Origin of the sequence: Chryseobacterium oryzae (genome assembly GCF_022811665.1) — a bacterium.
Classification (GTDB): domain Bacteria; phylum Bacteroidota; class Bacteroidia; order Flavobacteriales; family Weeksellaceae; genus Chryseobacterium; species Chryseobacterium oryzae.
Window position 1 is genome coordinate 929,492 of record NZ_CP094529.1, and the last position, 13,789, is coordinate 943,280.

The following is a 13,789-nucleotide window of genomic DNA, read 5'->3' on the forward strand; positions in this document are numbered from 1 at the left end:
TGTTTATTAACATTTAAAGAGATAATTTTGCAAGGGATGAATACTAAATTTTTATTTTCAGCGTTTATAATGTCTTTTTTATTTTCGGGTTTTATTTTCGGACAGGAAAATTACAGAACATTAGTATTCGAAGGAAATCAAAAATTTAAGGGGAATGATTTCGATGGAGCTTCTTCCAAATTCATGGAAGCGATAAAATCTAATGCAAAAGATTTTACTGCTCATTATAATCTGGGGAATGCGTTATATAAAAAGCAGAAATATCAGGAAGCAAAAGAAGAATATTCTAAAGCCGAGAAACTTTCTCGTACTTTGCCCGATAAAGCCGCTGTACTGCATAACTTAGGAAATACCATGATGCAGATGAATGAAGCCGAAAAAGCTGCCGATTATTATAAGCAGTCTCTTAAACAAGATCCCTACAATGAAGCCACAAGAAAAAACTATGAGATTGCCAAGTTGAAGCTGAAAGAACAACAGCGTAACAGTGGAGATAAAAACAAATCTCAGGGAAAAAGTGGAGAGGGAGAAGATAAAAATAAGGGCGAAAAGGGAGATTCTAAAGATAAGAAGAAAGATAAGGGAAATGGTCCTCAGCAAAGTAAAGGTGAAGATCAAAAGCCTAAAGGAAACGGAAATCAAGGTAAACTTCCAAAAGATTTACAGAAAGCAATTTTAGACAGTATAGACGGCAGAGAAAAACGCACTGCCAGAAGAATTTTAAACAATAAATCTTATTCTCCGCCTGCAAGCAACGAGAAAGATTGGTGATGAAGCAAAAAATTATTTACGCGATTTTTACCCTTATATCTGTAATTTCTTACGGACAGGTTGATCTCAAGATGAAGCCTGATAAAACAGATTATAACGGGAACGAAATTGTAAATCTTACCATTATTCTACAGTTGAATGGCGATAATCTTGTTCAGCAAAGTAAAATAATGCTTCCGGATTTGTCTAAATTCAATATGATAGGCAATGGCTCTTACAGCCAGAGTTTTGTTGAAGCAGGAGCTAATTCTTCTGAAGATCAGTTTGTTAAACAATATGTAACCAGAATAGCATTAGAACCGAAGCAGAAAGGTAAAATTAAAATTGGTTCTGTACTGGTAAACATCAATAATAAGATATATAAAACTGAGCCTTTCAATATTTTCATTAGAGATGTAGAGAAAAAAACAGCTTCAAATATCAGTAACGATGTGTATCTCAATATGGAAATTGAGGACAAAGAAGTTTACCAGGATCAGCCAACAATTGCTGTATTGAGAGTGTATTCTAAAAATATGGATCACCTCAGAAAAGTAAAAAATATAAAACTTCCCAATCAGGAAAATATTAATGTACACCCTGTCAGTTTAAAAAGATCAGAAATAGATCCTAATGGATACGCCAACATGGCATCGCAGGTTTTGGCTGTTTTTATGGTTTTTCCCAACGAATCCGGGTATGTTGAAGTACCGGCTGTTTCGGCATCTGTAAATACATTCGCCAATAAAAATTCCATAATATCTAATAAAGTAAAGCTTAACGTTAAAAAACTTCCGGAAGGTTCTCCCGAATCTTTTAAAAATGCGGTGGGAAATTTTAAGGTAGATGTTTTTCATAATTCTAAAGAAAAAATTGAAGTCCAAAAGCCCTTTAATGTTACGGTGAAAGTTTCTGGCGAAGGAAATTTAGCCGATTTGTCGCTTCCTAAAATAGAAGATTCGCCTTTTTATGAGGTATTTGCTCCCAAAATTTCGTCTTTTGTACGTCCCGGAAAAACAGGCATGAAAGGTGAAATCCTGGCAAAATATGTTGTAATTCCTAAAAAAGCAGGAGATTTTGTTGTTAAAACCGAGTCGTTTTCATTTTTTGACCCAAGAAATAAAGAATACACAGATTTAGGCGAGAAAAAAATGGCAATAACTGCCTTTTCGCACGATGAGGTTTTAGAATCTAAATCTACTGTAGAAAAGGTGAACGAATATACCAATACTTTCCTTGAAACAGTAGACAGCCCCGTTCTGAAAACAACTTCTTTTAAAGTTAAGGAAAAAAGCAAACTAAACTGGAATGTATTTTTTATAAATGTTGGGCTATTTTTGAGTTTGATTATTATGTATTTCGGTTTCAAAAATTGGCAGAAAAAACGTTTTATTGTTAAAGAAAAATCAGTTGGTAAAGATTTGGGATCTGTAGCAGAAACTGAAGCTGAGATTCGGGAAAGTCTGAAAACAGATGTATCAGATTATTTTGCATATTTAGAAAATCTTAAAGCTTCTGGAGATTATTCGAAATTTTTTCAGACATTCGATGAATTGGATCACGAAGTGAGAAGCCAGTATTTTCAAAGTTCAAAGCAGGATTTTGTTGTTTTTCTGGAAAGAGATAAAGGACGTTCTGTGGCAGAACAGTATCAGGAACTTCAGCAAAAAATTCAAATCGAGAAATATTCTCCTCTTACATCAGAAGATTCTATTGCGAATATACTTACAGATGTTGTTAAATTATACAGTTTGATTAGTAAATAGTCATTTTTTATTTATATTTTTGCGAAATTAATAATCGTAAAGATATGGAGGTTTTCAACGGTTTTGCAATTAAAGAGGTTTTTACCAGTTTTATGGTATTGTTTGCGGTAATAGATATTATAGGTTCTGTTCCTATTGTAGTAAGTCTGCAACAAAAGTTCGGTCAGATTGAAGCAGGAAGAGCTTCGGTTACGGCAGGGCTTATTATGATAGTCTTTCTTTTTGTAGGGAATAAAATTCTTAAATTTATTGGTGTAGATGTTAATTCATTTGCTATTGCCGGTGCTTTTGTGATCTTTATTATTGCTTTGGAAATGATTTTAGGAATTGAAATCAATAAAACCACAGAAGCGAAATCTGCCTCTATTGTTCCCATTGCATTTCCTTTAGTTGCGGGTGCGGGTACATTAACAACTACTTTGTCTTTACGTGCAGAATTTCATGATATTAACATTATTTGCGGTATTATTCTCAATACAATTTTCGTATATTTGGTGCTGAAATCTGCTAAGTGGATTGAGATGAAAATGGGAGAAGCTTCTCTGGCAATTCTTCAGAAAGTTTTCGGGATCATTTTGCTGGCAATTTCAATAAAATTGTTCACCGCTAATTTTGCACAGCTTGTACAGAATTATTTTAATTTTTAATGATCATGCAGAAGTTTTATAAAGTATTTTTGGTACTGTTTATCGTTTTTATTGCTGTTAATTTATATGCATTAGACTGGAGATCTGAAGTTTTATCTGAAGATAATCTTAAATTTGTATTTTCAATTCTATGTGCAGTTTTGGGCTTAATCCTGCTTTTTGTACTCAATACCTGGAGTAAAATAGGATTAAAGAAGCAATAATGTATACTATTTAAAAATATAATCCTCTTTCAAATCACTGAAAGAGGATTTTTGTTTTAATCGAAAGAAAGATTTTTCAGCACGGCTTCAGATTTAAGTTCTGTTTCCATCCATTCTTTTTCTGGCGAACTTTCGGAAGTAATTCCTCCGCCTACAAAAAGGTGAACTGCATTTTTGTAAAGTTTTGCACATCTAAGATTCACGAAATAACTGATGTGGGTATTATTTTCAATTTTAATATATCCGGCATAAAGTTCACGAGGAAATTTTTCTGTTCTTTGAATTTCATTTTTGCAGAAATCTTTCGGAATTCCACAAACGGCGGGAGTAGGATGGAGTTCTGATATAATTGAATCTAATTGATCCTGATTTATTTTTAATCGAAAATCTGTTTTAAGATGTTTAATATTTCCAGAAATATGATCGTAGGTTTCAGACTCTTTTAATGTATTTTGAGTGTCGTAGTTTTCGAGGATTGATCTGATATAGTCGGATACAGGTTTCTGCTCTTCAATTTCTTTGTGCGACCAGTTTTCATTTACTGCAATGGTTCCTGCAAGACTCATGGTTTCAAATTCCTGAGTGGTTTTATTGAATTTGCCTAGAACTTCAGAGAATGCACCTATCCAACATTCTTTTCCATCAAAAAAGAAATATTTGAAGGCATTTGGGTAATTTTTGCAAAGATTTGAAAAGCTTTTTTTCAAATGTATTATTTTAAAACCCCGAATAATCTTTCTTCTCGATAAAACAAGCTTGGGGAGATTATTTTTTTTAATTATCTCAATTACTTCATTTAATTTTTGAATATACTCTTCTTGATTTTCTGCAGTGTATTCTTGTTCCTCATGGAAAAGAATAGAAGAATCTATATTAAGTTTTTCGAATTCCTGAGCATGTATTTCCGTAAGGGTTCCTTCAAATTTTTTGATTTCTGAATTATCGAAAGAATGAAATTCTATGGGATGATCTTCAGAATTTTTGGTAACGGAGTAAATTTTTTCATCAAAAGGAAACTGGAAGTAAATCATATATCAATGCATTGCTAAAGAATTTCCATTAACATAAGAGATAATTGGAAAATCCTTTTGGCAAAGGTATTATAGGTTTAAAGTATCATTTTTAATTGAATTGAGAATTAACCTGATTAACAATTCAATCTCATACAAAAAAAGACTCGGTGTTTTGAGTCTTTAAAGTTTATAAATTATCTGTTGATAATATTATTCGTCATGGTTGTATGGTTAATTAGCTGGTTTTTTTCATCGCGTATTTCGATTTCAGAAACATGCATAGTTTTACCTTTTCGGATAAATCTTGCAACAGCCGTTACGATACCGTCTTTTTTACTTCTTAAGTGGTTAGAATTGATGTTTGTTCCTACGCCATAGTATTTGCTGCCATCAATAAAGAGATTAGACAGGCTAGAACCTAAAGTTTCTGCCAAAACACAACTTGCTCCGCCGTGTAAAATCCCAAAAGGCTGATGAACTTTTGGTTGTACTGGCATTATTGCGGTAAGTGTTTCGTTTTCCAGATCAATATCTGTGAATTTTATTTCCAGAGTTTTAGCCAGTGTAATTCCTCCACCCCAGTTGTTTAAAAATTCAAGAATTTCTTCTTTAGATTTATTTTCTAAGTCCATGTTTTTATAAATGATGATGAAATAATATTACTAATTTTCCTTATTTGTAGCTTCGTGTTCCGTGCCCATGATATTGGGGTTCCAGTTGGCTGCGATTTTTGGAGTAATATCATATTTTATATAATAATCCTGTATTTCCTGCATAATTTCGGAAAAGCTTACAGTTTCCAGTCTTTCGTAAGGAATTTTGTATCCCAGAAAAACTGTATTACGTTTAAAATCGCCTGCAGCCAATACAATAGGAACTTTTGCAGCCAATGCCATGTGATAAAAGCCTTTTCTCCATTTTGGAACCCAGCTTCTTGTACCTTCCGGAGTAATTACCAGACTGAAATCTTCTTTTGCAAACTGTTTTGCCACAAAATTTACCAAATCATTTTTTTGGCTTCTGTCTATCCCAATTCCTCCTAATCCTCTTACAATGGCACCGTACCAAGCTTTTGTATGTGCGTCTTTAATAATAATTTTAAGCTTTTTTCCTAAAGACCAATAAGCAAGATTTCCCAAAAGATATTCCATGTTATGGGTGTGCGGAGCCACAACAAGAATACATCGGTTAAGATTATTAACATCTCCCTGAAGTTCTACTTTCCAACCCATTAATTTCAGCACTAATTTGCCTATCAGTTTCTTCATTTTTATCTAAGTTTAAAACAAAAAAGTATAACCAAATAATGGTTATACTCTACAAATATATTGATTTATTGTGGCTCTTAAAATAAACTGCTGATAAAATCTGCAATTTTTACGGCGATTTCTAAAACTACCTGTACCATGATTTATTTTTGTTTAAAATTTAACGATTTTAAAGTACGAATATAAGAATATTTTCTGTAATAAAACACTTTGTGTTGAAAAAAAATATCTTTTTTTTGAGAGAAGAAGGGTGTGAATTTCAAACGGTTGTCTTACGTTCACACCTTCATCACTCTCTAGCGTTTAATTATTTGGTTTTAATAGATAGTTCTTTTTTGCCGTCTTTAATTTTAATGTCCATATTTTTTATTTTACCCACATTCATCTTCACGGTATCGGTTATTTTCTTTGCTTCGTCTTTAGGGTATTTTTTTCCGTTAATGATTACGCTGTCCTTATCATCCGGATTATATTTTATGGTAGATCCGTTTATTTTTATCACATTTTCATATTCATCCTCATCTTCATGATTTTCAATGTCCTGTTCTTCATTGCTCAAATCAATATCATCTTTTTTTAATGAAATAACTACCATATTCTGAGGAACTACCAGTTCATAATCTATATGATAATTTCTGAAACGATGATCGTATGGGTATTTTACGTAGTTTGGAAGAATAACTTTATTATTGTTTATTTCTATCGGTACATTTACATTAAGCGGAATATTATAGCCTTTTGCTTCTTTTTTAATAACAAGATAAGGTGTTTTTATATCTGCTTTACGAATAACATTTACCTCTACCCAGTCTTTTTTGTAAACATAATTTTTGTCTGAGTATAAATCGTCATCATATCCAATAAAATTCTGAGGAATGGTAATTTGTTTTACATCAACAAAAAGAGTGTCAGATTTGGTATTAATGGCTATTTCTTCGGTGTCTTCTTTATTTCCTGTAAAAAGCATATCTCTTTTTGCCATACTTATTCCGAAGTAGGTAGATAATCCTATTACTGCAAGAAATAGTGCTCCAACAACCCATCCGATATTTCTCAGTTTTGTTTTAGGAGAGAAAATTTTAATGCTCAGTAATGTAAATAATATTGCAGGTATTAAAGATCCTATAATAATTATTGCTGCCAAAACATCGTACAGACCATTGTCATCAAAAAAGAATCTCATTTCGTTTGCCCCGGGAAAATTAGAATCAATTCCAAATAGTCCGAAAACTACAAATACTCCTATTATGCTGCTTACTGCCATTATGGCGAAGAAAATTCCGATAATGTATTTTAGAACATTCCATATTCCGCTCCCTGCATTATTTATGTATGGCTTATTTTCGTTATAAATTTCTCCTGCTCTTGCAGTTGTTTCATTGGCAAACTGTACAATTTTACTAGATTCTTCCTTTAGATTATCAAAATTCAGAGGTTTACCTTTCATTTTCAAAAAATCGGATGCCGTTTCTGCTTTTGGTAAAACTGCCCAAAGAATGAAGTACAAAACAATCACTAATAAAGAAGATCCAGGAGCTACCCAAAGAAAAATGAATGCTCCAACCCAGATAAGTCTCATCCAGGTAATATCCATTCCGGAATATGCTGCTAAACCCGCACAAACACCGGCGATTTTTTGGTTTTCAGGATCGCGGAATAATTGTCTCTTGTCAGAATAATAAGTTCCTGAGCTGCTTTTCTTAGAATTTTTCTCTGAATAGTATGCTTCTTCCTGCTCTTCAATCTTTTCTGGAGAACCAATCTGAGCAATAACTTTTTCTACATCCGCGTCATTAATTACTTCTCGTCTGCTCAAAGTTTCTTTGAAGATTTCTACCATTCTTATTTCTATATCGTGCATTACTTCATCTGCTTCGGAAGCATCTAATGAGCTTCTCAGAGCATTTAAGTAATCGCTGAGCTTAATATATGCATGTTCTTCTATGGTAAAAGAAAAACCTGCGAGTCCTATTGAGAGTGTCTTGTTCATAGCTTTTGTTTTTAATTTTTTTGAGTGATTTGGTTTACAGAATCTGTAAGTTCTTTCCAGGTGTTTTGCAGTTCGGATAAAAACATTTTGCCTTTTTCTGTGATCTGATAGTATTTTCTGGGAGGTCCTCCTGTAGATTCTTCCCATCTGTAGGAGAGAAATTCTCCGTTTTTCAATCTTGTAAGAAGAGGGTAGAGGGTTCCTTCCACTACATCCAGTTTTCCTTTTTTTAATTCATCTATCAAATCCGAAACATACATTTCACGATGATTGATGAGGCTTAAAATACAGAATTCCAGAATCCCTTTTCGCATTTGCGCTTTGGTATTTTCGGTATTCATTGTTAATTGGTTTTGTTAATTTGTTATCATTATTTCAGAAAAAAATTCTCAGCTAATGAATCTATTCTGATTTTATATTACAAAGATATGTAATTAAAATGGTATTATGCAATACAAAGTAGTAAAATAAATTTTAAATTAAATTTAAGTATTTGGTAATCATTAATTTAAATTTAAAGATAATTTTGCTTTTGGAAAAATTATATGAATTGAGCATTAAATTTTGATTGTGTTGATAAAATCTAAGCGGATCGTTTTGTTCAAAACAAATAGGAATTCTTAATTTTGTGGGATGAAAATTCAAAAAGAAATCGATTTTATTATTGCAGTAGATGCATTAAAAAATGTTCAGCGCAGAAATTATAATGCAGACGATTCGCGAAGAGAAAATACGGCAGAACATTCTTGGCAGATTATTATTTTGGCTCAGATTCTTTATCCTTATGCAAAAAATAGAGCAGATATAGATTTGTTGAGAGTAATAAGAATGCTTTCTATTCATGATTTGGTGGAGATTGAAGCGGGAGACACTTTTCTTTTTGATGAAGCTGCTATGATTGGCAAATTTGAAAGAGAAAAGCTTTCTGCACAGAATATTTTTGGAATTTTAGACGAGCCCATCCGTTCAGAATTTTATAATCTCTGGCTGGAGTTTGAAGAGGAGAAAACTCCGGATGCGATTTTTGCCTGTGCAATAGACAGAATAATGCCCTTCATTTTAAATTCTCATACTTCAGGGAAAAGCTGGACTGAAGCGAAAGTAACCGAACAGCAGATAAGAAAAATGCTCGAAAATGCTATATGCAGAGCTTCTGATGAGATGGAAGAAGCTTTTCATGCTCTTCTGAATCTCAGTTTGGAAAACAAAAAAGTGGTAAAGCAATAATAATTTCGGCGGGCAAAGCCCGCCGAAATTATCAGATATTATAATATTTGTATCGGTTTTTTGTGCTCATCAATGGCTACAAACGTGAAATCTCCTACAATTGCCCTTTCTCTTTCGTATGAATACATTTGCTCGGTGTAGATCTCAACATTTACTTTCATACTGGTTCTGCCAACATAAGAAACTTTGCCAATAAGTTCTATAATGGTTCCTGCGGGAATTGGCTTTTTAAAATCAATTTTATCGCTACTTACTGTTACAACGCGTTTTCTAGCGAATCTTGTTGCGGCAATAAATGCCACTTCATCCATAAGCTGCATCGCTGTTCCTCCGAAAAGAGTATCGTAATGATTGGTAGTGCTTGGGAAAACGGCTTTGAAAATTCTTGTTTCGGAAGCTTTAATTCTTTCTTCTGTTGTCATTTTACATATTCAATTTAAAAGCGAAAAAGCATTTAAACCAACAGAAAGAACTTGGAAGATTATAAAATCTTCAAGCTGCTGTCAATCTAAAAACTTCAATCGCGAAAGTTTTTATTTTAAAAGAAAAATTGGCAGGTCTCCTGGCTTGTAACTCTCATATATCTCCTTCCCATACTTTGTACAGTGGTTTATGATAAAGATTATAGTTACTAACAGTTGCGCGACAGCTCGTGATTTTCACACGATTCCCTTTTCATTTGCGGTTAAGCAAAACCATTTTTTCGAAAACCATCTAAGGTATTCTTTTGCAAAGGTAAAAAAATAGAATTATTCTGGATTGCTAAAAATAATCTGACTGATTACTTTTCCTTCTTTAATAGTCCAAAGAGTGGTGTATCTATGTTCTCCAGATCCGTTTATCATATAAAGAAAAATATGATCTTTGTCGATAGATGAAACGGCTACCTTATCAAAATCCATAGTGGGCTGAAACATGTTTTTTATGGCTTCTCTTACAAAAACAGAACCTCTTCCGGGTTGCTGTACTCGGATAGATTTTATTTCGGTAAGACCTTCTGGGAGTTCTTTACCTATTCCCCATGTTTTTACTTTATCAATTTTAATAATATTTCCTTCCGAATCTTTCTCCTGTTTCCTGTAGCTTGCATTGGAAGGATAAATATCTATAATGACTTTTGTACGCTCGTTTGTTGGAATTTTTTGGTTGGTATCGTCAGTAAAAATAAGGGATTTCCCATTTTTAGATTTAGAAGGCGTAAATTTTGGAAGCTGATCTACATAAGCAATTCTTTCTTTGTTTACCATTCCTTCTTTGGTGAGACTGTCGTATCGTACGAACGGTTTAGGAATTTCTTCTTTTTCGGGATATTTAATCCAAATCCAATCTGTTTCTCCGGGAGCGGGTTTTACGTAAAAAAAAACATCACCTTTACGCATTCTTATTTTATCAACAATTTTTCGGTAATCTTCTTTATGAACACGTACCATTGCATATCCTTCCTCTGCTTTTACCACACCAAAAGGTACTTTGTTTTGTGCAAATATTAAACATGAACAAAAAATGAATACAGATAAAAAAAATGCTTTATTAAAAAATTTCATTGTTTACAGGAATATTTTTGTAGTTCAAAGATATAATTAATTATTTTTTTTGTGATAATAATATTGTAATTCTTCCGAATCTTTAATTTTCTTTACGCAATGATTAGAAAGGAAGTAAATTTCATCCGAAAGATTTATAATATTTTCGCTAACAAAATCAGAAATTATAAATCCCTTTTCTTTAGAAATTTCTTTAATAATCTTCATCGCTTTTTCTGCAAAAATGGGAGAGAGACCAGTAAAGGGTTTTTCTAGTAAAATGAATTCTGCTTTGGAATAAACAATTGTTAATAATTCCACCATTTTTATTTCTCCTCCGGAAAGATTTCTTGTATAACTATTTAAAAAAGACTTCATGATGTCGATATGAGACAGTTTTTCGGCATTTTCCAAATCACAAAACAAGAATATTAAATCTTTAACCTTAATATTTTTAGGAAAAATACTTTCTTGAGGTAAATAAGCGATTCTGTTTCTTCTGTCGGATTGTTTTGTGAGTATTTGGTCATCAATTTTTATAAATTGACTGTCTGCCTTAGTGGTTCCAAAAATTATTTCTAATAATGTTGATTTCCCAACGCCTTAGTTTCCTAATAATGCTACAATTTTACCTGTTTCGCATTTTAAGTAAATATATTGTAAAATCTTTTTAGATCCATAAGCCTTTGTTACGCTGTCAACATGAAGAACACTCATAAAAATGATGTAATTAATTTTAAAATTACAACAGACAAAATGGTAATAATCCAAAGATGCAACCTTGAAAATCCAAAATTAGCATAGAAAATGTATTCGTTTTTTAATCTAAGTTCATAGATGAAGTAGTGCATCATAGGAAAAATAAGTAAAAAACTTGTACTGAAATTTTTCAGACTAATTCCTGCTGAAAAAGAAGTTAATAAAGAAAATAAAACTCCTGGAATCAAAAGTTTTCTATAAAAAATCCAAAGAATTTTTAAGTTTAAAATCATACATTAATTCAGCCAACTATATATAAAAACTCCAAATCAATCGAACTAGATTCTCTCCAGCTCATCTCCATCAATCGTAGTTTTAAATGTTCCATAATTCACAATCACTTTATTTCTGGAAATCTTCTCAATGGTTCCCACACTTGTACTTCCGGTAATTCTTACCCTTTGCCCCACTTTCATCCATACAGCACGGTCTGTTTTACGCTTTTCTTCTATTTTTTCGTTGGTTTCGGTGATTTTTTCGATCACTTCTTCTTTTTTCAGCTGTTGGGTAATTTTTCTTTTAACCACCTGAAGCCTTTTAGATTCATCTTTATCTGCACCAATTTTTCTGAATTTCTCCTGCTCCAGAATTTTCACAAAATCTTTCACCACATCTTTTCTGGATTTACCTTTCACATAGCTATCTATAAAAGATTCAATTTTGTTTCCGAACTGAAGTTTTCTATGCTCATCTTCGTATAGTTTCTGGAAATTAAATAATTTCTGCTGAAGCTGCTCATTGAGTTTCTGCAGATTATCACGCTTATCTTCCACAGATTCTTTTCTTTCGGCAAGATCGGTTTTCAGTTTTTCAACTTCATATTTTTCCTGCTGAAGTTTTACAATCGTTTTATCTAAATTAACAATATCGTGCTCTACTTTTTTCTTGGCAGAATGAATGATGAATCTCGGGATTTTATTCTTCTCGGCGACTTCAAAAGTAAACGAGCTTCCGGCTTGTCCTACTTCAAGTTTATACATCGGCTCCAGAGTTTCTTCATTAAAAAGCATGGCTGCATTTTGAGCGTTCGGAAGCTGTTCTACCACCAGTTTTATATTAGTGTAATGGGTGGTAATGATGGCGAAACTTTTTTTATCATAGAAAAATTCAAGAAAACTTTCTGCTAAAGCTCCGCCGAGCTCGGGATCGGAACCTGTTCCAAATTCATCAATCAGCAAAAGGGTATCTGCATCTGCTTCACGAATGATTCCGCTCATTTTTTTCAGACGGGAAGAGTATGTGGAAAGGTGGTTTTCAATAGACTGATTGTCACCAATATCCGTCATGATTTTACTGAAGAAAAACATTTCGGATTTTGGATGAACGGGTACTAGAATTCCGCTCTGAATCATCAATTGAAGAAGTCCAACAGTTTTCAGAGTGATAGATTTCCCTCCCGCATTCGGACCGGAAATACAGATAATCCTGTTGTGCTCTGTGAAAGTAAGCGATTGCGGATGTATGGTTTTGTTTTCTGCTTTATTTCTTAAAAATAATAAAGGATGAAACGCATCTTTTAACCGTAAAGTTTTATGTCTGTTGATTTTAGGTAAAACTCCGTTGATGAGTTCTGCAAATTTTGCCTTAGCCCTGCTTAAATCGAGATCGAAAATATATTTCTGATATCTCCAAAGCTGAGGCTGAAACTCAGCAAGTTCTGCTGTGAGCTGTCTTAAAATCTTATCAATTTCCTTTTTTTCTTCGTCTTCACTTTCTTTAAGCTTAAAGTAGTGTTTTATGACACTTTCCGGCTGTATATAAGTAATTGAGCCGGTTTTAGAAAGACCTAAAACCCTTCCCGGCACTCTTTTTTTGAATCCCGATTTCACGGCTAAAACTCTCTGGTCATCAATTATCGTTTCGCGGATATCGTCCAGAAATTCACTTTGTCCGTAATTAAACAGAGCACGGTTAAAATTTTCTGTAATTGCTTTTTTGGCGTGCTGAATTTCTGCTCTTAAACCTTTTAAAACAGGGGATGCTTCACTTTTTACTTCGCCAAAACGGTTGAAAACTTTGTCTATTTTATCAATAATTTCTTTTTTGAATTCCAATACAGAAACATCCTGAATTAAGCTTGGGAACGTTTCGGGCATCGTAGGGAAAAATTTCTGTAGTTTTCCTATCTGCTCCGTTAGGGTTTTTATTTTAATAAATGCTGAGTTTTCTAGCCGGTAGTTTTCTATCAGCATCAGTTTCAGTTCGTTCTCAATATCTTCGTATTCGTCAAAAGGAATTGCATTAGAACTTTCAAAACTTGAAAGATATTCTGAGGTCTTTTTTAATGAAATTTCGGCCTCATCAATATTCATTGGGCGAAGCTGAAGAATTTTTTCTCTGGTTTTCGGAGAGTATGCAAATGGAGCAATTTCCGCAAGCAACTGCGGAAATTCAAGCTCGTCTAAGTCTTCGTTATCTATATACACTCTGCAAAGATAATTATTTTGAAAATGAAATAATTTGAGAATTTGAAATTGCACTTCAGATTTCAAATCATTTAATTAAATTTGGCTTATGAAACTTGAAACCGAAAGACTTATCCTTTATCAAAATTCAGTGAAAATTCAAAGGCTTTTCAAAAAGTGGATTCGTTTTGGAAGAGGGAATAGAGTTTTAAAAGTGAGATGTTTTATAAAAAATTAG

Annotated in this window: 14 protein-coding genes and 1 riboswitch; of the genes, 5 read left to right on the plus strand and 9 right to left on the minus strand. The window is 33.0% G+C overall.

The annotated features are described in order from the left end of the window. Nucleotides 1-69 precede the first annotated feature (69 nt). The 4 genes from MTP08_RS04310 to MTP08_RS04325 are packed head-to-tail and all read left to right on the plus strand — an operon-like array spanning nt 70 to nt 3,366. Nucleotides 70-771 (plus strand): tetratricopeptide repeat protein, encoded by a 702-nt coding sequence (locus tag MTP08_RS04310; protein ID WP_243577194.1) that lies wholly within the window; start codon nt 70-72, stop codon nt 769-771. Beyond that, a complete protein-coding gene (locus MTP08_RS04315) occupies nt 771-2,516 on the plus strand; it encodes a BatD family protein (protein WP_243577195.1) in 1,746 nt (581 codons plus the stop codon). The genes MTP08_RS04310 and MTP08_RS04315 overlap by 1 nt, the downstream gene beginning before the upstream one ends. A 44-nt stretch (nt 2,517-2,560) precedes the next feature. Next, on the plus strand, nt 2,561-3,163 hold the full coding sequence (locus tag MTP08_RS04320; RefSeq protein WP_209389745.1) for a MarC family protein: 603 nt from the start codon (nt 2,561-2,563) through the stop codon (nt 3,161-3,163). A 5-nt stretch (nt 3,164-3,168) separates the two neighbouring features. Then, complete coding sequence (locus MTP08_RS04325) at nt 3,169-3,366, plus strand: hypothetical protein (protein WP_209389744.1); 198 nt, start codon at nt 3,169-3,171, stop codon at nt 3,364-3,366. Nucleotides 3,367-3,422: 56 nt separating this feature from the next. On the opposite strand, the gene MTP08_RS04330 is transcribed toward MTP08_RS04325, so the two are convergent. The 5 genes from MTP08_RS04330 to MTP08_RS04350 form a co-directional block, all read right to left on the minus strand. Continuing rightward, on the minus strand, nt 3,423-4,397 hold the full coding sequence (locus MTP08_RS04330) for a chorismate-binding protein (protein ID WP_243577196.1): 975 nt from the start codon (nt 4,395-4,397) through the stop codon (nt 3,423-3,425). Nucleotides 4,398-4,573: 176 nt separating this feature from the next. Continuing rightward, complete coding sequence (locus MTP08_RS04335) at nt 4,574-5,011, minus strand: PaaI family thioesterase (RefSeq protein ID WP_209389742.1); 438 nt, start codon at nt 5,009-5,011, stop codon at nt 4,574-4,576. 30 nt (nt 5,012-5,041) lie between these two features. Further along, nucleotides 5,042-5,647, minus strand: a complete 606-nt coding sequence (locus MTP08_RS04340) for a 1-acyl-sn-glycerol-3-phosphate acyltransferase (RefSeq protein WP_243577197.1) — start codon at nt 5,645-5,647, stop codon at nt 5,042-5,044. A 307-nt stretch (nt 5,648-5,954) separates the two neighbouring features. Next, nucleotides 5,955-7,637, minus strand: a complete 1,683-nt coding sequence (locus MTP08_RS04345) for a PspC domain-containing protein (protein ID WP_243577198.1) — start codon at nt 7,635-7,637, stop codon at nt 5,955-5,957. An 11-nt stretch (nt 7,638-7,648) separates the two neighbouring features. Next, nucleotides 7,649-7,978 (minus strand): PadR family transcriptional regulator, encoded by a 330-nt coding sequence (locus MTP08_RS04350; RefSeq protein ID WP_209389739.1) that lies wholly within the window; start codon nt 7,976-7,978, stop codon nt 7,649-7,651. Nucleotides 7,979-8,270: 292 nt separating this feature from the next. Here MTP08_RS04350 and MTP08_RS04355 point away from each other — a divergent pair, with 292 nt between their 5' ends. After that, complete coding sequence (locus tag MTP08_RS04355) at nt 8,271-8,864, plus strand: HD domain-containing protein (RefSeq protein ID WP_243577199.1); 594 nt, start codon at nt 8,271-8,273, stop codon at nt 8,862-8,864. 38 nt (nt 8,865-8,902) lie between these two features. On the opposite strand, the gene MTP08_RS04360 is transcribed toward MTP08_RS04355, so the two are convergent. The 4 genes from MTP08_RS04360 to MTP08_RS04375 all read right to left on the minus strand — a co-directional run bounded on the left by MTP08_RS04360 (nt 8,903) and on the right by MTP08_RS04375 (nt 13,572). After that, entirely contained in the window at nt 8,903-9,286 is a 384-nt protein-coding gene (locus tag MTP08_RS04360; protein ID WP_243577200.1) for an acyl-CoA thioesterase, read from the minus strand. A gap of 113 nt (nt 9,287-9,399) precedes the next feature. Further along, nucleotides 9,400-9,579, minus strand: a riboswitch (cobalamin riboswitch). Between the two features lie 34 nt (nt 9,580-9,613). Further along, nucleotides 9,614-10,408 (minus strand): hypothetical protein, encoded by a 795-nt coding sequence (locus MTP08_RS04365; protein ID WP_243577201.1) that lies wholly within the window; start codon nt 10,406-10,408, stop codon nt 9,614-9,616. Nucleotides 10,409-10,444: 36 nt separating this feature from the next. Further along, nucleotides 10,445-10,963: an ATP-binding cassette domain-containing protein gene (locus MTP08_RS04370; RefSeq protein WP_317233008.1), complete on the minus strand. Its 519-nt coding sequence runs from the start codon at nt 10,961-10,963 to the stop codon at nt 10,445-10,447. Nucleotides 10,964-11,424: 461 nt separating this feature from the next. Next, nucleotides 11,425-13,572 (minus strand): endonuclease MutS2, encoded by a 2,148-nt coding sequence (locus MTP08_RS04375; RefSeq protein ID WP_243577202.1) that lies wholly within the window; start codon nt 13,570-13,572, stop codon nt 11,425-11,427. Nucleotides 13,573-13,789: the final 217 nt, after the last annotated feature.